Annotated in this window: 17 protein-coding genes; 7 read left to right on the forward strand and 10 right to left on the reverse strand. The window is 36.5% G+C overall.

What is annotated here, in order from left to right; all coding sequences use genetic code 11:
• The first annotated feature begins 205 nt into the window (after nucleotides 1-205).
• From J5J03_RS16980 to J5J03_RS17000, 5 genes are all read left to right on the forward strand, one after another.
• Nucleotides 206-481, forward strand: coding sequence for a DUF4212 domain-containing protein (locus J5J03_RS16980; RefSeq protein ID WP_208591111.1), 276 nt, complete (start codon nucleotides 206-208; stop codon nucleotides 479-481).
• A 33-nt stretch (nucleotides 482-514) separates the two neighbouring features.
• Entirely contained in the window at nucleotides 515-2,188 is a 1,674-nt protein-coding gene (locus J5J03_RS16985) for a sodium:solute symporter family protein (RefSeq protein WP_208591112.1), read from the forward strand.
• A gap of 33 nt (nucleotides 2,189-2,221) precedes the next feature.
• On the forward strand, nucleotides 2,222-2,680 hold the full coding sequence (locus J5J03_RS16990; RefSeq protein ID WP_208591114.1) for a hypothetical protein: 459 nt from the start codon (nucleotides 2,222-2,224) through the stop codon (nucleotides 2,678-2,680).
• Nucleotides 2,681-3,231: 551 nt separating this feature from the next.
• Nucleotides 3,232-4,095 (forward strand): DMT family transporter, encoded by an 864-nt coding sequence (locus J5J03_RS16995; protein ID WP_208591115.1) that lies wholly within the window; start codon nucleotides 3,232-3,234, stop codon nucleotides 4,093-4,095.
• A gap of 157 nt (nucleotides 4,096-4,252) precedes the next feature.
• Nucleotides 4,253-5,269, forward strand: coding sequence for a DUF3231 family protein (locus tag J5J03_RS17000; protein WP_208591116.1), 1,017 nt, complete (start codon nucleotides 4,253-4,255; stop codon nucleotides 5,267-5,269).
• A gap of 487 nt (nucleotides 5,270-5,756) precedes the next feature.
• On the opposite strand, the gene J5J03_RS17005 is transcribed toward J5J03_RS17000, so the two are convergent.
• From J5J03_RS17005 to J5J03_RS17025, 5 genes are all read right to left on the reverse strand, one after another.
• Entirely contained in the window at nucleotides 5,757-6,227 is a 471-nt protein-coding gene (locus tag J5J03_RS17005; protein ID WP_208591117.1) for a hypothetical protein, read from the reverse strand.
• A gap of 421 nt (nucleotides 6,228-6,648) precedes the next feature.
• Entirely contained in the window at nucleotides 6,649-7,827 is a 1,179-nt protein-coding gene (locus J5J03_RS17010; RefSeq protein WP_208591118.1) for a Ger(x)C family spore germination protein, read from the reverse strand.
• A 1-nt stretch (nucleotide 7,828) separates the two neighbouring features.
• Nucleotides 7,829-8,926: a GerAB/ArcD/ProY family transporter gene (locus J5J03_RS17015; RefSeq protein WP_208591119.1), complete on the reverse strand. Its 1,098-nt coding sequence runs from the start codon at nucleotides 8,924-8,926 to the stop codon at nucleotides 7,829-7,831.
• The gene (locus J5J03_RS17020; RefSeq protein WP_208591390.1) at nucleotides 8,926-10,467 is read right to left on the reverse strand and encodes a spore germination protein; all 1,542 of its coding nucleotides are present in this window, start codon (nucleotides 10,465-10,467) and stop codon (nucleotides 8,926-8,928) included. Before J5J03_RS17020 ends, J5J03_RS17015 begins: the two co-directional genes overlap by 1 nt.
• Before the next feature lie 374 nt (nucleotides 10,468-10,841).
• Nucleotides 10,842-11,012: a hypothetical protein gene (locus tag J5J03_RS17025; protein WP_208591121.1), complete on the reverse strand. Its 171-nt coding sequence runs from the start codon at nucleotides 11,010-11,012 to the stop codon at nucleotides 10,842-10,844.
• 194 nt (nucleotides 11,013-11,206) lie between these two features.
• Here J5J03_RS17025 and J5J03_RS17030 point away from each other — a divergent pair, with 194 nt between their 5' ends.
• Nucleotides 11,207-12,124, forward strand: a complete 918-nt coding sequence (locus J5J03_RS17030) for an SDR family oxidoreductase (RefSeq protein ID WP_208591124.1) — start codon at nucleotides 11,207-11,209, stop codon at nucleotides 12,122-12,124.
• Nucleotides 12,125-12,235: 111 nt separating this feature from the next.
• Here J5J03_RS17030 and J5J03_RS17035 read toward each other — a convergent pair whose 3' ends face one another.
• The 5 genes from J5J03_RS17035 to J5J03_RS17055 form a co-directional block, all read right to left on the reverse strand.
• Nucleotides 12,236-12,748 carry a cupin domain-containing protein gene (locus J5J03_RS17035; RefSeq protein ID WP_208591126.1) on the reverse strand — a complete coding sequence of 171 codons (513 nt, stop codon included), beginning with the start codon at nucleotides 12,746-12,748 and terminating at the stop codon, nucleotides 12,236-12,238.
• 263 nt (nucleotides 12,749-13,011) lie between these two features.
• A complete protein-coding gene (locus J5J03_RS17040; RefSeq protein ID WP_331460522.1) occupies nucleotides 13,012-14,130 on the reverse strand; it encodes a GerAB/ArcD/ProY family transporter in 1,119 nt (372 codons plus the stop codon).
• 124 nt (nucleotides 14,131-14,254) lie between these two features.
• Nucleotides 14,255-14,488, reverse strand: a complete 234-nt coding sequence (locus tag J5J03_RS17045; protein WP_208591131.1) for a hypothetical protein — start codon at nucleotides 14,486-14,488, stop codon at nucleotides 14,255-14,257.
• A 6-nt stretch (nucleotides 14,489-14,494) separates the two neighbouring features.
• Nucleotides 14,495-15,700, reverse strand: coding sequence for a Ger(x)C family spore germination protein (locus tag J5J03_RS17050; RefSeq protein WP_208591133.1), 1,206 nt, complete (start codon nucleotides 15,698-15,700; stop codon nucleotides 14,495-14,497).
• A gap of 14 nt (nucleotides 15,701-15,714) precedes the next feature.
• Nucleotides 15,715-17,295 (reverse strand): spore germination protein, encoded by a 1,581-nt coding sequence (locus J5J03_RS17055; protein WP_208591135.1) that lies wholly within the window; start codon nucleotides 17,293-17,295, stop codon nucleotides 15,715-15,717.
• A gap of 227 nt (nucleotides 17,296-17,522) precedes the next feature.
• On the opposite strand from J5J03_RS17055, the gene J5J03_RS17060 reads away from it, so the two are divergent.
• On the forward strand, nucleotides 17,523-18,620 hold the full coding sequence (locus J5J03_RS17060) for a GerAB/ArcD/ProY family transporter (RefSeq protein WP_208591136.1): 1,098 nt from the start codon (nucleotides 17,523-17,525) through the stop codon (nucleotides 18,618-18,620).
• Nucleotides 18,621-18,656 lie beyond the last annotated feature (36 nt).

Below are 18,656 nucleotides of genomic sequence, written 5' to 3' on the forward strand. Positions count from 1 at the left end.
ACAAATGTTAGAGTATTTAGTATTTTTTTATGCTTTCAAAGAGGATGGGCTTTGAAAAGCATAAAGTAAGACTTCTATGGTGGTCATATGTACGGTTAGCAGTGTGATTAACCTAATAATAAGTTGGAGCTAATTAACAGAAATTTGTAAGCGTTTACTATTATACTCTAACATTAATAAAGGCAGGAAAGGGTGGGAATAGTCTATGAATCAAACACTCAATGAAAAACAGAAATGGTATTGGAAGAAAAATATCCAACTGATCATAAGTTTGCTTATTGTTTGGTTTTTGGTTGGTCTTGGTGCGGGAGTTCTATTTGCTGAACCTCTCTCCAAAATCCAGTTTTTCAATGTATCCTTATCGTTCTGGTTTGCACATCAAGGTTCGATATTGGTATTTATCATCCTGATACTCACATATGCCATTCGAATGGATAAACTCGATAAGCAATATAAAGAAATGATAAAGGATGGGAATTAGGCTTAGAGTAAGTAGGTATAAGGAGGGGTTTTCATGAGTGTTGAAGCTATTACGATTATTCTAGTACTTATTACATTCGCTATTTACACGGGAATTGGTTGGTGGTCAAGGGTTCGTGATACTTCCAATTTTTATGTCGCTGGACAGGGAGTTCCAACTGTAGCGAATGGAGCTGCCATTGCTGCGGATTGGATGTCTGCCGCGTCTTTTATTTCGATGGCAGGACTGGTAGCATTTTTAGGCTATGACGGAACCATTTACTTAATGGGGTGGACTGGTGGTTACGTTCTCTTAGCATTACTGCTTGCTCCCTATTTACGTAAATTCGGCAAGTTTACGGTTCCTGACTTTATTGGTGATCGTTTTTATTCAAATGGTGCCCGTGCGACAGCAGCAATCGCAACGATTTTTATCTCACTTACGTATATTTCAGGTCAAATGCGTGGGGTAGGGATTGTTTTCAGTCGTTATCTTCAGGTCGATATTATTGTCGGTGTTTTAATTGGAATGGCAATTGTCGGATTCTTTGCATTACTTGGTGGGATGAAAGGTGTCACTTGGACACAGGCGATTCAATATTTTGTTATTATTATCGCTTTTTTAATCCCGGCGTTTGCCATTTCGTTTCAGCTGACAGGTAATCCCATTCCGCAACTCGCTATAACAAGCAGTGATATTGTTGATCGCTTGGGACAAATCCAAGTAGATCTCGGTATGACGGAATATATGGCACCATTTACTGATCTATCCATGATTAATGTCTTTATGGTTACGCTAGCTTTAATGGCGGGGACGGCAGGACTTCCTCACGTAATCGTCCGTTTCTATACGGTTAAAAGTGTTCGTGCAGCACGTTGGTCAGCGGTTTGGGCGATCATCTTTATTGGCCTGCTTTATTTAACTGCTCCTGCAGTTGGTGCATTTGCTAAATACAATTTAATCGATACGATCGCAGATAAGCCAATCGAAGAAGTTCAGAGTATTGAGTGGGTAAGTAAGTGGGAAACAACAGGTCTTTTACAATTAGATGATATCAATGGTGATGGAGTCGTGAATTTTACTGGTGGTGAAGACAATGAGGTCTCCATTGATGGAGATATTATTGTGTTATCCACTCCAGAAGTAGCAAATCTTGCTCCTTTCATTATTGCGTTAGTCGCAGCTGGTGGTTTAGCGGCAGCATTGTCAACGGCATCAGGGTTATTAATTACGATGACAAGCGCTGTATCCCATGATATTTATTATCGAATTTTTAATAAAGAGGCTTCTGAATCACAACGATTACGAGTTGGTCGGATGACCTTACTAATTGCACTGGCTATCGCAGCTTATGTCGGCATAAATCCCCCAGGATTCGCGGGAGAGGTTGTGGCACTTGCCTTTGGTTTAGGTGCAGCAAGTTTGTTCCCGGTTATTCTGTTAGGTATTTTTGACAAGCGAATGAATAAAGAAGGTGCTGTCGCAGGTATTATTGCTGGTTTGAGTTTCACATTGATTATGATTGGTGCAATTCTCTCTCCATCTATTTTTGGTACGGAGGCACCGATTTTAGAAAGTTTCTTTGGTATTAATGCTCAAGGTGTCGGGGTAGTCGGAATGATGTTGAACTTTATTGTCAGCTTTATGGTTTCCCGGATGACTCCAGAACCGCCCAAAGATATCCAGGAATTAATTGAAAATGTTCGTGCTCCTGAGTTAGATGAGTAATGATAAGATCAAGTGACAGAAAGGAGGAAAAAGATGAATTGGACTTTTGTACTATCGCTTTTTTTAGTCATCTTATATCTTTTCCATCCATGGATGAATAGGAAGACGTTTCAAAAGGTGATGGGGATAACCCTGTTTCTTGAAATTTTTTATTTAACTGGTCACTATCTGATGAACTGGCCATTTCCCACACCAATTACCTTGATACAGCTTTTTGTTGTATCAGGAATGGGAGTTGCTTTAGGAGTGTTTTTCTCCAGGATTTGGCCACTGCCGCTTGAAAAAGGCTTCGAGCGGATCTTCCGGACATTTCTGATCGCAATCCCTTCCCTCGGATTTGGGATGGGTTTGCAGGTCATTCTACAAGGAGCACATGCGACACAGGCTATTTATTTAATTTTTGCATTTGCAGCATGGTTAGGTTCAGGCAGATTTGTACGGGAAGGGAAAGCGATAATCACTCCCAATAAAAGAATAGAGGGGACAACATAACGAAAAGGGCTGTTCCATAAGTTATCGTTAATGACTTATGGAGAGCCTTTTTTCATAAGGAAAGAAAGTATATAATCCTCGGTATCAACGCATTTGTTATCAAAGTAGCCATTTTGAAATAAACCGTATAGGAAACCATCGCTGCGGCTGTCCACTTCCCTTTCCGCGGGCATGGCCTCAACTAACTTCGGTACCTTTATTATCGGGAAAACCTCTTATGCTACTTGGTAGTTTTCCCTGTAACTATATTTTTACCGAAAAAACTCCTCATTTTAATAGGCAGATTTTCCGGTTAATTCAGTTTTACCAGGAAATCTTACCATTACATACAGTGTTCTTACTTGTATTAGATACGTCAAGAGAGAAGTGAGCATCGGAATAGTGGTAATACTGTCCATATATTTCATCTACTCCAAAGTCGCTAGGTGAGTTTTGCCCCAATTTTTTTATCTTGCATTTGTGAAAGCAAATTTAAATCTGGTATATTATAGAAAATGAATGATATTGAATGGCGTTGTTTAAAAAGTCAGAGGAACTTAGGGGAGCGTTTTATGAGCCGGCGAAATGCTTTTTTATTCATATTAATTGCTGCTGTACTATGGGGAACAACAGGTACAGCTCAAAGCTTTGCACCATCATCCGCACATCCTGTTGCTATTGGGGCCATTCGTTTAGCGATTGGTGGAATAGTTTTATTAGTTTTTGTAGTCATACAAGGAAAATTTTATATCAATGGGTGGTCAAAGCTGACAACATTTTTAGCAGCCTTATCAATGGCGGCTTATCAACCGCTCTTTTTCTCTGCCGTATCATGGACAGGTGTAGCAGTTGGTACAGTGGTAGCAATTGGGAGTGCACCAATATTAGCAGGATTACTAGAATGGCTATTTTATCGAAATATCCCAAACCGAAGTTGGTGGTTAGCTACTATATTAGCGGTAGCAGGTTGTACATTACTAGCTTCGAATGAAGAGACAGTTATGATATCACCATTTGGGATTTTGATGGCTGTTGGAGCGGGTTTATCTTTTGCAGCATATACCTTGTTTAGCAAAAAGTTATTGGAACAACACCGTTCGGAAACGGTTGTTGCAGTGGTGTTCACGCTTGCTGCGCTTTTATTATCACCGATTTTATTCTTGTATGATTTTTCTTGGCTATTGGAATCGAAAGGTATCATCGTAGCATTACATCTAGGAATTTTAGCAACTGCGATTGCTTACTTATTCTATGCCTGTGGTTTGTCAGGCACTTCTGCAGCAACAGCTGTGACACTTTCACTTGCAGAACCACTTACAGCGTCCGTTCTAGGAATGGTTGTTGTAAAAGAAGTAATAACTGTACAAATAGTAATAGGTTTAGTGCTAATCTTTACAGCGCTAGTTTTGTTATCATTACGGAAATCGTCATCATAAGATTAATCAACTCTGTTAATAGATGGGCACGTGTATAGATTGTCACTGTGCTAATCGTCTGTAAGACCTCCACTGAGTATAGTCTCATTTTATATATCATATTATGCATGATTTTTGAGCATAATAAGTATGAGATTACTATTATTGGAGGTTACTTATGAGTGACAAAATGATACATCTAACATCGAGTGAAATTGCTTCGTTATGGACGGGATATATGAATGACAGTATGGCGAAATGCGTGTTAGGCTTTATGCTGGAACATATTGAAGATGCGGATATAAAACCAGTTATACAGTATGCCTATGACCTCTCTTCAAGTCATCTTGAGCAATTACTCGCTATCTTTGAACAAGATGATTTTGCGAAACCAAATGGGTTTACCGAACAAAATGTGAACATACATGCTCCTTGGCTTTATACAGATTTATTTTGCTTAAGCTATGTGAAACATATGGCGACTGTGGGATTAGTATCATATGGTGGTTTTATCTCAATGAGTTATAGGGAGGATATACGAAATTACTTTTCGCAAGCTCTCAACGAGACAATGAATCTTTTTAATCAATCAAGTGAAATTGCTCAATCAAAAGGAGTAAGTCCAAGACATCCATATATAGAAGTACCAAAAGAAACGGAATATGTGGATAGTAAAAAATATATGAGTGGTTTAAATCCTTTGAATCAAAATCGTCCATTAAATGCTATCGAGATTTCCCATTTGTATTTGAATATTAAGACCAACATAATTGGATATAAGTTATGTATTTCATTTGCCCAAACGTCACCTACGAAAGAAGTCCAAGAATTTATGCTGAGAGCAAAAAAAGTCTCCCAAAAACATATTAAAATTTTTACTGATACACTCTTAGATAATGATGTAGATGTTCCAGAGCTTCCAGATGTCGCAATAAGTCATTCGACTACTAAAACTTTTTCCGACAAATTAATGATGTTTCATATGTCACTGCTCACGTCAGCTGGAATTGGTAATTATGCTACTGCTGCAGCCGCCAGTCAACGAAGTGATTTGATGGTCGATTATGAACGTCTGTCATTAGAAGTATCAAAGCTAGCAAAAAGTGGTGCAGATATTATGATTAAAAATAATTGGTTAGAACAGCCTCCAGGAACGAAAGATCGTGAAAAATTAGCTAGAAATAAAGAAGAATGACCTCAAAAAGTAGCTCCGTTTTGAAGTACCAGAAAGTATTGCAAAACGGAGCTACTTTTTTCGTTAAATGCAAAGAAAGTATAAAAATTAGGTGCCTGTCTACGCAAGCACCCAGAAACTAGGCGAATTCACGAATCGTCCTACGATAAAGAAGACTTGCCGATTGGTTAAACCAGAGGCTTAGTCGCAGTTGTACCTTTAGGTAAAGTCTTCATCGGTTCGAAAACTCACCACCGTGATTCCTTTATCTCAGTTGATTCGTTCCAGCCGCTTTTGCTCGAAAAAGTTTGCTGAAGGGCAAACCCCACTTCCCTTTCCACGGGATTTTCGACTAAGCTAACTTTTCCAAGCAAAACCCGCTTGAAAAAGTTAGCTGAAGACACGCCCCCTGGAAAGCGAAGTGGGCAAGCCGAAGCGGTTGTTACGACTATTAATCATGTCAAAATAACTACTTTGAACAGGACCGGGTGGGTTTTCCCGGTTTTTCTTATTTCAACTGACATCTTAAGGAGTCTCGCTTTCTCATGAGCTTTTGCAATAGAAATCCTACAAGCATCCCTGGTAATACACTTAATATCGGTAGCCAAAGCGGTCCTAATAGCACCTCAAACAAAGTGAACGTGGAGGAATAGATCGTTCCCACAGTTACAAAATAGGCAGAAAATACAAATGGTAAGAAAGCATAAGGCTTCTCATTACCACCAGTATCACGATAAGCATCCCACATAGCAAAAAAATATAAACATGGGTAAAACATGAGCCATTGAAAGTTTGCATTTGCAATAGCCATTTCAATTTGGCCATAAAAACTAAAAATAATGACTTCGTTTAAATGTGACTGAATATTAATTAAAAACTCTAAGCCAATTAAGATAATCCCCTTAACTATTCTTCCATTAAGTACTTGAGCAAATCCAGGTAATGCGATACTCCATAATATAGCCTCAGATGCCTTCACATTTCTAGCACCTTTCTTTTAGTGAGCAAAGTTATGGATATGGAAAGAAAAAAAGGTTGTTTAATGGGGGAGTATCTTCTGTTTAGCAATGCGACAGCAGTATTACGGTTCATTTTTACACCTTCTTAAAGTAGTCGTTAAGATTAGTATTCCAAATAATGGAATGAAATATAACCAAATTTATGGAAATATGCAGAAAATAGTCAGAATTATCATATATAAAACACTGCTGTTGAAAAAGTGGGGTCTGGAAGAAAGGGTCTAAAATAGTAACTAGACCTTTTTCTTCCATGGGGGATCGCCACTTTGGTGTAGTTTTTGGTTTATTTTATAAAAAACGTAGGGTACGATAAAAGTTAATAAGGTGCAAACTAAAACTAATTTATCAGTTAATCTACCTACTATGTTTTCCCACATGTCATCACTCCATTCCTTTGTCTTTTGCCTTATCTGAAGATCCAATAGTTCTGACAATAGCGTTAGCTGATACATCTACTGTACTTTTGGAAAATAGTTTATCTCCATGATCCCAATTGTCCTTAATCTTCTTCCAGTCATCATAGTGTTTTTCTTTTAAAATATTACTGAAACCGAAAAAGTCAACTTCAAACTCCTGTTGTGCATTCTCTACTGTATGGTTAACAATTTGCTCGATTTTCTCTTCTATCTGTTTTTCAATTTCATTCATATATGCTTGATCTAAAAGTGACCTGCCTCCAAACATTTCAGCAATAGCTCCTTCTGTATCAATGGATATCGATATTTTTACATTGTCTGGATTGGCAGCATTTATTTTGATGGAGCTCTTTGCGGCATTTATTTCATATATCATAAGTTGCCCATCTATATGAAAAAGTAACATGCCATTTGAAATATTCCCTTTAATTAGTCTTAAACCTTTTAAGTCATCACCAGAAACTGTTCCAACTTGATGGTCTGATTTTCCATCAAACACGGCTACACCTTCATAACTAACATTATCTTTTGATAATGTTAACAGAGGCAGAGCATAGCTGTGTTCATCTAACAAATAACGATGCAGTTGTCCTATCCGGACTGGTTCGATTAATTCTAGCGATTTCACATTATTTTCCACTATAGTGTTGATGAATAGGGAAGGGAGTGGTTCTGTTTCCGTTTTGATATTAAGTACGTCTTTTGCATCTCCTTCTGATACCATCACCTTTATTCCTCTACGCATTTCATGGTCACGAATAAAGCCATCTACGATACTGGAGAATAATTTAGGATCGCGTGCAATGTCACTGGAAATGATTAAAATCTTTAAATGTTCATAGTTAGGAATCAAATTTGTAAGACCTAACATCTGCCTGGAAAGCTGAAAGGAACTCTGACCAGTAGTAGATATATTTTTGAATGCAGCTTGCTCTCGTCCTCCGTTTTGAGTCGGATTGGATAAGTTACCTGGTATAACAAACTGACTTGTCAGTGTGATATCATAAGTACCTTCTGTATTTTTACCTGCCATATCCAGTCCACTTCCAATAACAAAACCTCGTTCATCTATAGGTAATTCATCCCAACAACCGGCAAGTAATAGTAAAGTGAAGCAAGACAGCAATAAAAGAGAGCGTTTCATTTTACTTCACCCTCCTTATTTTAGCGATGACAAATAATAAAAGCGTAACAAATACCGTGTATAGTACAGAACTATAGCCAATAAACGATCCAAAGATAGAAACTTGAACTAAGTCTTGTGGATACATGCCGATAACATATGCAATCGGACCAATTATGAAAATAACCTTCATTTTACCCACATTTGCAAAAATAGAATGAAGTGCGAGCACAGCAATATCAAATGTCATGGCAGTTGTGTTGAAAATGGCCATTATCCAAATAACGAAGAAAAGTGATTCAAACCGTTCCAAAATACCACCTGGAATTTCCAGGATTTTAGCAAGTTCAATGGTAGGATATTGCAAATTGGAGGTAACAGAGTTTCCGAAAACTAGGATACAGGTAAGATAAAGAAAGATATACAAAACTACCGGTATACACATTCCTAAAACAGCCATTTTTGGTGTCTGTTTTGGTTCCTTTACAATGGTGATATAAAACCATAAAATAGTAAAACCTGCATAAGACAAAACACTATTTTTTACACCCTCTATATATCCGCTAAAACTAGTTTCAAAAGTTGGTGATAAGAAAGCTAGATCAAACCAATTAATATTAAAGACAATAACGATTGCTGCAACGATTAATACAAATGGTAAGAACATGGTGTTTAATCTGAATAAGCCAATCCTTGAACCTGCTACAGCATAAATGATCAATAATAGAAAGGTGAGTGAAATGATTTCGACAGGTGTTTCTTTTAATAAATAATGTTTGGCAATGTCAGCTATTTGGCGAACCTGTAATGAAGTTATACTAGTTGCTTGGATCGCAAATAGAAAGGTTAAAACACTTGCTATAGGTCTGGTAACAATAGTTGATGCATAGTTTATAAACGACTGATGTGGAAAGCTTGCTGAGAGTTTAGCGACTGACCAAGTAATGATAATGGTAATCACTCCTCCGATTAATAGAGATACCCAGCCATCAGATGCCATGGTTATAGAGGCGATGCTTTGTGGTAGTGAAAGGATTCCTATGCCAATCACAAATGAAGGAACCGCTACCAAAATTTGCTTATCAGAAATTTTCTCATCAGCGTATTCAAACCTTTTCATTACCTATTCTCCTTATCTACTGCCTGCTTATCTTTTGTTTCCATATATTCTGGACGTTTCGTTAACTGTGGAACGGGTTTGCGAAAGATAAGGTCTTCCCAATCTTTAAAGAAGGTAGGTGCAAATGGCGTTGTATAGGGAACACCAATACTTTTAAGGTTAACAATATGGATGTTTACCATGATGTACCCGATAATAATTCCATAGAGCCCAAATGTTCCAGCTAAGAATATAAACCCAAATAGAATGATTCTAAATGCAATTGCGAGACTATATGCCGGTAGGGCAAACGAAGCAATGGCATTAAGGGCAACGACAATGACCATGATAGGACTCACAATTCCAGCTTGTACGGCGGCATCTCCTATAACTAATCCACCTACAATGCCAATGGTTTGTCCAATTGTCTTCGGCAATCGAGCTCCAGCTTCTCGCAATAACTCCATGGTGACAGCCATAAGAAGCGCTTCTATTAAAGGAGTAAAAGGGACTCCCTCCCTTGATGCAGCAATAGAGAATGCTAAATTGGTTGGAATCATACCTGGGTGAAAAGCCACTAATGCAATATATAATGACGGTAGGAATATAGCGATAAATGCTCCTAAATAACGTAAGATTCTCAGCAAAGTTCCAATTGTCCATCGTTCATAATAATCCTCAGGGGATTGCATGGCACTCCCTAATGTTGATGGAGCAATTAAAACAAACGGGCTACCATCAAGTATAATGACAACCTTCCCTTGCAAAAGAGCAGCCGAAGCCTTATCTGGCCTCTCTGTATTCATAATTTGAGGAAAAGGAGAAAGATAATTATCCTCAATCCATTGTTCGATAAAACCTGATTCAGGTGCATCATCGGTGTCAATCGATTCGAGTCGTCTCGTTATTTCTTTTAAGATATCTGGGTGAATAACATCAGCTATATATGCTACAACTAAACTTTTCTTTGATCGTCTACCAATTTGATATGTCTTAAATCGTAAATTTGGATCGTGGATATAACGACGCATCAAAACCATGTTCGTACGTAAATCTTCTACGAAACCATCTCTTGGACCACGTATTAATGACTCTGTTACAGGTTCTTTAATATCGCGTTTTTCCCAGCCTTGTGTTTTTATAATAAACACTTTATCTATACCATCTAAATAAATTACGGTACTCCCGTTTAAAATTCCATTGGAGACATCATCTAATGTATATCCTATTTGAAGTGAAGAAGATGAAAGGAAATTCTTATTTAATTCGTCAAAAAGCTGTTGTTTATCATCAGGAATTTGTTTGCCTTCAGTTTCTAACTGTAAATTATCTATTATATGGTCCCGTACATATTTACCATCTGCTAAACCATCTATATAAACAGTGGCACACCAATGTTTTGACCCTCTAACGTTGAATTTTCGGATCACTAAATCGTTTGGTTCTTCTAATAATGTCTTAATATTTTTTAAGTTTTTTTCAAGATTTTTAACTAATTTAGTGAGATTAGGATTTTCTTTCTCTTTTGTTCTTTTACGATTAACAAATGAGTTTGTACGTATTTTAACCACCTCAAAATTACGCGTTCTATTCTTTTGGTTTTCCCACTTAAATTGTTTCTATGCAAATGTACTTGGGTTTAGATACAGAGGGAAATTGTGTTAAATGAGGCTTGGACAAAAGAGGAATTAGATAGGAAAAATCCGAACATGAATGTCTGAGTACCCATATCGCTTCGGCAAAATACTTTGCTTTCAACCAAAGGGCATAAGTCAACATCTGCTCCAAGCTTGCTTGTGCAGTGTATCCTATACCGTGTGCAGTCTTTAGCTCGTGTTCGTCATGAGGAGTCTGCGTATTTTGCCTACGCTTCGTTCAGAGTGTTCGGATTCTCGTACTACCTATTTAATTATCTCCCGGTTTCTTCTATTCTCTGTTAAATGGTTGGATAATATGGTTGATAGACAGGATTCACATAATAAGGTGGTCTAAATCCGATCGCAGGCAGTTGCCAAGGTGTTGGATTATTGTCGTATAAAACATTTTCCTTTTTCTGAGATTCCGGAATCAATAAGTACTTTACTTCTGGGTTGTAATAATAGCGCATTATTTCACCTCCTGATAGCAGGTTATGCTTTTTTTCTCTTAAAGAGCTAGTTCATTTTTCATGATAGGCAAAATTCTTTGAATCAAAATGGAAGGAAAAAATCACTAGTTCGCAACTTTCATCTGTAAGACAAACACGACATTCGCCTAAATGACATAGAGTACTTCTAGCGAGATTTAAAAGGAGGCTTTTACATGTCTGATAACAGGCCGAGCCACGAAGGGTATCCGATGTATCCGAATTACGGAAAGATAACTCAATATGAAGAGGTAGCCTTAACAGTTCCTGAACAACGTCAATATCGCCAACCTGGAGTAGAAGACTTAATGGTGCCTAAACCAATCATTGAAAATCCTCATTATAAGGGGAGTGGAAAATTAAAAGATAAAGTAGTACTTATTACAGGTGGAGACAGTGGGATAGGAGCAGCTGCTGCGATTGCTTTTGCAAAAGAAGGAGCAAACGTAGCCATTGCTTATCTAGATGAACATAAAGATGCCAGTCGAACTAAAAATCGAATGGAGGAGTTAGACCAGAGTTGTTTGTTGTTACCAGGTGATCTAAGAGATAAGCAACAATGCATGACTATTGTGGAAAAGACAGTAGAAAAATTTGGTCAGTTAGATGTTTTATGCAACCATGTCGGTATTCAATTCCAGCAATCAAGTTTAGAAGATATTACAGATGAACAGTTTGATGACACGTTTAAAGTAAATATATACTCCCATTTTTATACAACAAGAGCAGCATTAAAATACTTAAAAGCAGGAAGTTCGATCATTAATACTTCCTCTGTTGTTACATTTTACGGATACGATCAATTGATTGATTATACCGCGACTAAGGGAGCTAATATCGGCTTTACACGTGCACTTGCTAGAAATCTAGTCAAAAAAGGAATAAGAGTTAATGCTATTGCTCCAGGGCGATTTTGGACACCATTAATTCCTTCCAGTTTTTCTGCTGATGAAGTGGCGCTTGCAGGTAACCCGATGGATCGCCAAGGTCAACCGTTTGAAATCGCTCCAACGTTTGTCTATCTTGCCTCAGATGATTCCCGCTTTGTAACCGGACAAACACTTCATGTGAATGGAGGGCAGGTGTTTGGTTAATAGATTCTCTATAGAAGTTAGCTATCTTTTGTTGATATGATATTTTTTCCAACAAAAAAGCCATCTGCTTTAAAATTAAGGGATGGCTTTTTGCATAATTGCAAAGATTTATTAACTCGTGGGACCAATATAGGTGGACGATTGAATAGGGGATATTACTTGTTGCCACAATTGCTGGTTCATGCCGTAAGTGTATGCCATTATATCTGGAGGTGTTAATCGTAATATATCTGAACCTAGAATCACTTCAGGATTTGCTGCATCAAATATGGCTAACAAATGGGTTTGATCTAAAGTAGCTATTTCATAGTGCCACCAACCCTGAGGAACTTGGACAATCTGGCCTGGAGTAATAGGATAATGATGGAACTGCTTCGTATTAGGATTAAGTATTGAAACAATTGCTGCACCACTTATGCAATAAACTAATTCTGCGGCATTTTGATGATAATGCGGTTCTACAATGTGATGATTACTTAGAAAAATATCGAGAAGGGACACGTTTTCTAAGCTATTCAACTGTTTCTGACCTGCGATGTTAATGTAATTCTGACTATTAGCGACGAAAAAAGGACTCTTGTTGACATCAAACTTAAATGATAACGGTGTTTGTTGATTTGCCATTATGATTTCCCACCTTTCCTTATACCTTATGCAATAGCCTAGAAAGTGGTGATGCCATTATGATTTTGACTCATATCCCTATAAACTGCGGCTTATTTCAACAATCAATTTAAAGCGGATATGGCTGCAATAATACGGCTAAGTGTTCACTTTCTCTATTGAAGTTTTCAAGTGAGCTTATTAATGGATGTGAGAATAATGGGAAGGATAGATCAGTACTTTCTAAAGGTTCCTTTCTTTTAGTATATTTGAGATAAAGTGTATTACTGCAAATTATTCTTATACTTGCTCATTTTGTTTTTTACTACATTAATAATTACAAGTATTAATGGAATATATACTTGTAGAGGGAGGTGTACATAAGATGGGACAATTTCTAGACCGATTTTCAAGTGCTGAGTCAGCCCCTCAGCCATAAAAATAGAAGCTGTAAGAAGGGCTCCTCCTGAGATCAGCAAATAATATTTTCGTTTATTTTTTTCTATTTGAATTAGTTTCTCAAAGCCATACATACCACCAAAATAGAAAATGGTGATCTTAAAATAAATGCCAATTATTAGTATAGCAAGAGCGATTGGATCTAAACGCTGTATAATGTCAGCTATGTTTACTTTTGCAATTGCATCCATAAGAGGGAATTGTGATTCACTACTTAATGTCGGCCCTAATACACTTAGAATCAATGTCATCGTTAGCATTAGCAAGATACCACTGAATGTTAGAGCAGCAACTCCTATTTTAAAAAGTTTCTCCTTTTGATTTAGGAAAGGAAAAATCATGGTAAATACGATAATTTCTCCAAATGGGAATGTGAGGGTTAATGGAAATGCTGTTTTAATAACAGGCTCCCATCCTTTTTCAAGAACCGGTTGAAGATTCTCAATTTTGGGTAGTTGATCGATAAATACTAATAAAAAAAATGAAAATGCCAATATAATTAGCATGATAAAGAATATATTGCCAGCCCTTGCAATTACTTCTATTCCTAAATAATAACTGTACAATACTAACAGTACAATAATTAAATTCACAACAATTAAAGGTGTTTGATCAAGTGCTGTTGTAATGAGCAAATCTCCAAAATCACGTAATACCCTACCTGCAATATAAAAGAAGTAGAGGATATAGATAATAGCAACAACTTTCCCAATGGGTTTCCCTAATATTTCTTCCAAATATTCGGTAAACACATGATTAGGATATTGTTGAAATAGATAATAATACACAATAAAAAGAATGATTCCACCTATCAAAGCTAATAGTATTGCCAACCATGCATTTTGTTGCGCATCAAAACCTACACCCACGACAATGGAACTACCAACTTCAAAAAGGAAAATCAAAACAAACAATTGGTTTGCATTTATTTTATACGTTGTAATAAGCTATCACCCCTTAACATCCATTAACCATTATGCACGCTAATAAAAATATAAATAAGTCAAATCGCTAGAATCTGTTGAATAAAAATAATGGATTCAAAACTATCTCGATTTTAGTATCCCATTATTTTAGTAACGACATGACAAAATCACTTATAGGCTTATATATGAATATCAGTACATCAAGAGGGTTTAAGATATTCCAATTTAATTCTTTAGCTACGTTCAGGCCAATACCAATTACAAGTAGGATGGAAAATACCAATAGTTCTTTTTTTTCTTCTCTTCGCCAAATGGATGGTACTTCCAATAAGATTAATATGAAGCCTATCAGGAAAACCACTATTATTACCCACAAAAAGAATCACTCCTTAATCTCCGGTATAATAGAATTACCAATTTTACCTAATCGACGAATTTTTATATCAGCTTGCACTTGCACATCAAGGTCGGCAAAATGTGTTTCATTCCAGTCTTCTTTCAGTTTGTTCCAAGCTTTTGTGTCTGAACGATGCATAGCATCGCCAAACCCGAAAATATCTACAGAAAAATCTTCCTGTACAGCCTTTATGGTCTCTTTAACGGTATTAGAAATGTTATCTTCTATTCGTTTTTCTAATTCCTCTATCGTTTTTTGTTTTGATAAATCAATGTTACATTTTACCTCTCCCACATTGCCTTCAGACTGAATAATGATATCTACTTTAGGTGTATTTTTTTCCATCTTTGCTTCCATGTTTGTTTTAGACTGTATGATCTCAAAATTGAATTTCCCTTCTTTAGGACAACTAACATCTGTTACCGTATTATTTATGTTATCCATAATGAAGTTATAGCCCTTACTTTGGTCTCGATCTAACCACCCTACTAATTTATCTTTCTTAAATACAGCCATTTCGGAATATCTCAAATGTGTTGAAGGAGGTATTTTTTCAAGGTTTTGCGTAGTTCCACCGATAGATGGATCGCCTTGAATCATAATACCGGTTAGCACAGGATTTTTCCCTTCTGTTACTAACATTTTAATTAATTCATCTAATGTCACGGCCGTTGTTGGAGCCCATACTTCCTCAGAAGTTTCTAGAGAGGAAATCATATTATTTGCTGGTATCTTCTCAATGGATGTTAAGATGGAGAGAACGTTTTCAGCACTTGTATCCTTGGCAATGACAATATAAAAATCAGTTCGGAATTCATGATCCCGAGAAACAAAATCTAACACGTCACTTATTCCTTCTCTAGCTAAGGCTTCTCCAATTACTAGGACACGAAGATGAGAATGATATAATTTCCTAGGGCTTTCCCTAGTTATTTCACGCACGCCTTCAAAGACTGTATCTTCTGTTGCAGTAAATAGTTCTACAGGTGCACCAAAAGAAGGGCCAGCTGTTTTTGATTCAATTTGGCCTGGTATAACGATTTGGGTTGATACTTTGTAAAGATCTTCTTCTTTGTCAATTCCTTCGCCTACACTTATGGCAAGTTCATTTAGTTCGCGGCGATTCCAGCAACCAGTAATAAATAGAAATAAGATACTTATAATCATGAATATAATTATTTTCTTGGTCATCTAGCAACCCCCTTTTATTTTTTAGATGGTGGTTTTGGAGAAGGGCTTTGTTCACGGTTGATATTTTGTTGATTAACCAACCGAGGTCGGGTAGACAATCTCCAAAGAGGAAGCCTGAAAAGAGAATCTTTTTGATCTGGAACATTGAATGGGCCAAAGGGACTCATATAAGGTATGCCGAATGAACGAATACTACATAAATGAAGGATTAGCCCAATAAATGCTGCAGTAATCCCAAATAATCCAAATGATGCTGCTAGCCCCATAAACAAGAAACGTATCAATCGTATCGAAATACTCATATTGTGTGCAGGTATGACAAAACTAGCAATTGCAGTTATTGCTACAATTATGACCATTGCAGCTGATATAAATCCTGCTTCTACTGCGGCTGTTCCAATTACTAATGTTCCAACGATGGATATGGCTTGTCCAACTGCCTTAGGCATTCTTATGCCACCTTCTCGCAATATTTCAAATGTTATTTCCATCAATAACGCTTCAACAAAAGCAGGAAAAGGAACACCTTCTCGTTGGGCTGCTAAACTAATCAGAAGTGGTGTCGGAATCATTTCCTGATGATAAGTAGTAATAGCAATAAATAACGACGGAGCGAGTAAAGTGATAAAAAAGCAGGCTATACGAAGAAAGCGAATGAATGTACTAAAATCCCATCGTTGATAGTGATCTTCTGCAGCTTGAAAGAACTGGATAAATAATGAAGGAACCACAAGAACGAAGGGAGTGCCATTTACTAAAATTGCTACCCGTCCCTCTAGAAGACAGGCGGAAACAACATCAGGCCGTTCCGTATTGTATATAGTAGGAAATGGAGAGAATGTCTTGTCTTGAATTAATTCCTCAATATAATTACTTTCCAATAGTCCGTCAATATTTATTTTGCTAAGACGTGCTCTCACTTCCTCTAACACTTTTTCGTTGACAATACCTTTAATGAACATAATAGAAACTTGTGTTTGGGTAACTTCTCCAATTTTTCTTGTCTCAATCCTAAGATTAGGACTGTTTATCTTTCGGCGAATCAATGCCGTGTTTGTTCTTAAAGTTTCGGTAAAGCCTTCCTTTGGTCCTCTAACTACGGTTTCTTGACTAGGTTCTGTTACATTCCGATAATTCTCATTAGTAAGCCCAATAGTAAATCCCTTTGTAAATCCATCGACTAGGATAATCACGTAGCCAGAAGCAAGTGAAGAAACTAAAGATTCATAATCAGATACATCTTGAATATCACCAACAGCAATAGTAGAATCTTTTATTACGGTCAATAAATCTTGCTTTGAATGAATACTTTCATCCTCTTGAAAATCAAACATTAATGGTTCGATTATAAAGTCACTTACTCTTTCAGTATCGACAAGCCCTTCTATATAAAAAATACCTATATTTATATCTTCTTCTTTCCCAACGCTAATTTTTCTTACGACGAAATCATCACTATTACCTAATGTTTCATTGAGATGCTTTATACTTTCTTCTAAGGATGAAATGATTGACTTCTTTTGCTTTTGATCTAAAGTTTTAGAATTTAAATCTTTCGTTTTCTTTTTGATTAGTTTTTGGATACGTCGTCGCATAGCTTCACCTTTCTTTATCTCTCTCATAGCCCGAATATTTTCCAGTAGCAAAAAATAGTATGTCTCTAATCATTAAGATTATTCCCTTTTTATTGAATTCTGCTAGCAATATGTTACATATCTGAATAAATGATTAAAAAAGCAATTCATGTTAATGATACATATAAGTAGGCACTTCTAAAGAGAGGATAAACAAATTCTTAAAATATACAGTAAAGGAGAAAGCAATGCATTATAACAGCCATAGAATTAGTATTCACCAATTTACTATACTGGTCATTATTTATGTTATTGGAGATGCTATCTTAATAATGCCATCTATCATTGCTCTTGAAGCGAAGAAGGATGCTTGGATTGCAGCAGTTTTTAGTTTGATTATTGGTCTGATAATAGTAATGGTCTACTATGGTATTAGTAAAATTTCTCCTAATTTAACTATCATCGAATTAAATAGAAAGGTGATGGGGAAATTTATCGGCACCTGTATTTCCTTCTTATATTTATCCTATTCCTTTTTATATGCAGCCGTGGCATTAAGGGAAGTTGGTGATTTTATCACAACAGAAGTACTACCTGATACTCCAATTGAAGCTATTCACCTTTTATTCCTAATAATCGTTCTTATGGCTACTCGACTTGGTCTTGAAACTATGGCACGCTGTGTAGAAATTTTTTATCCTTATATCTTTTTGTTGCTAATAATAATTATTATTCCTTTAATTCCTCAAATTAATTTGGAGAATATTCAGCCAACAATGGAAGAAGGGGTGCAACCAATTGTTCGTGCCTCGTTAACATTTATTACATACCCCTTTGTCGAACTTGTCCTGTTTATGATGTTTTTTCCTTACGTTAATGAAAAAGCCAAAATAAAGAAGAATTTATTTCGTGGAGTTTTGGTTGGTGGAATTGTGTTAGTTGTTTTTACAACCTTAACCATTTTAGTTCTTGGGTATGAACAGACATCAAGATATATGTATCCGGGTTACCTGTTAGCTCAAAAAATTAATGTCGGAGATTTTATTACAAGGGTTGAAATTGTAATTGCAGGAATATGGTTTATTACTATTTTCTTTAGGATGACTATTTATCTTTATTTTACTTGTCATGGTTTAGCACAAGCACTTAATCTTAAGGATTATAGACCAACTGTTTATCCCCTTGGACTAATTATGTTTGTCCTGTCTCTTATTATTTCGCCTAATATTACGTATATAAATGAAATGAGTTCTATTTGGCCGTTCTATGATTTTACGATTGGGTTGTTTTTGCCATTGTTATTGGTGTTAGTAGCTTTAATAAGGAAAAAGTTCCGTGGACTATGAATGTTGTAGCTCTATTTCTATAATCCAGTCATTCAT

Origin of the sequence: Gracilibacillus suaedae, assembly GCF_017599345.1 — a bacterium.
GTDB classification, from domain to species: Bacteria; Bacillota; Bacilli; order Bacillales; family Amphibacillaceae; genus Gracilibacillus; species Gracilibacillus suaedae.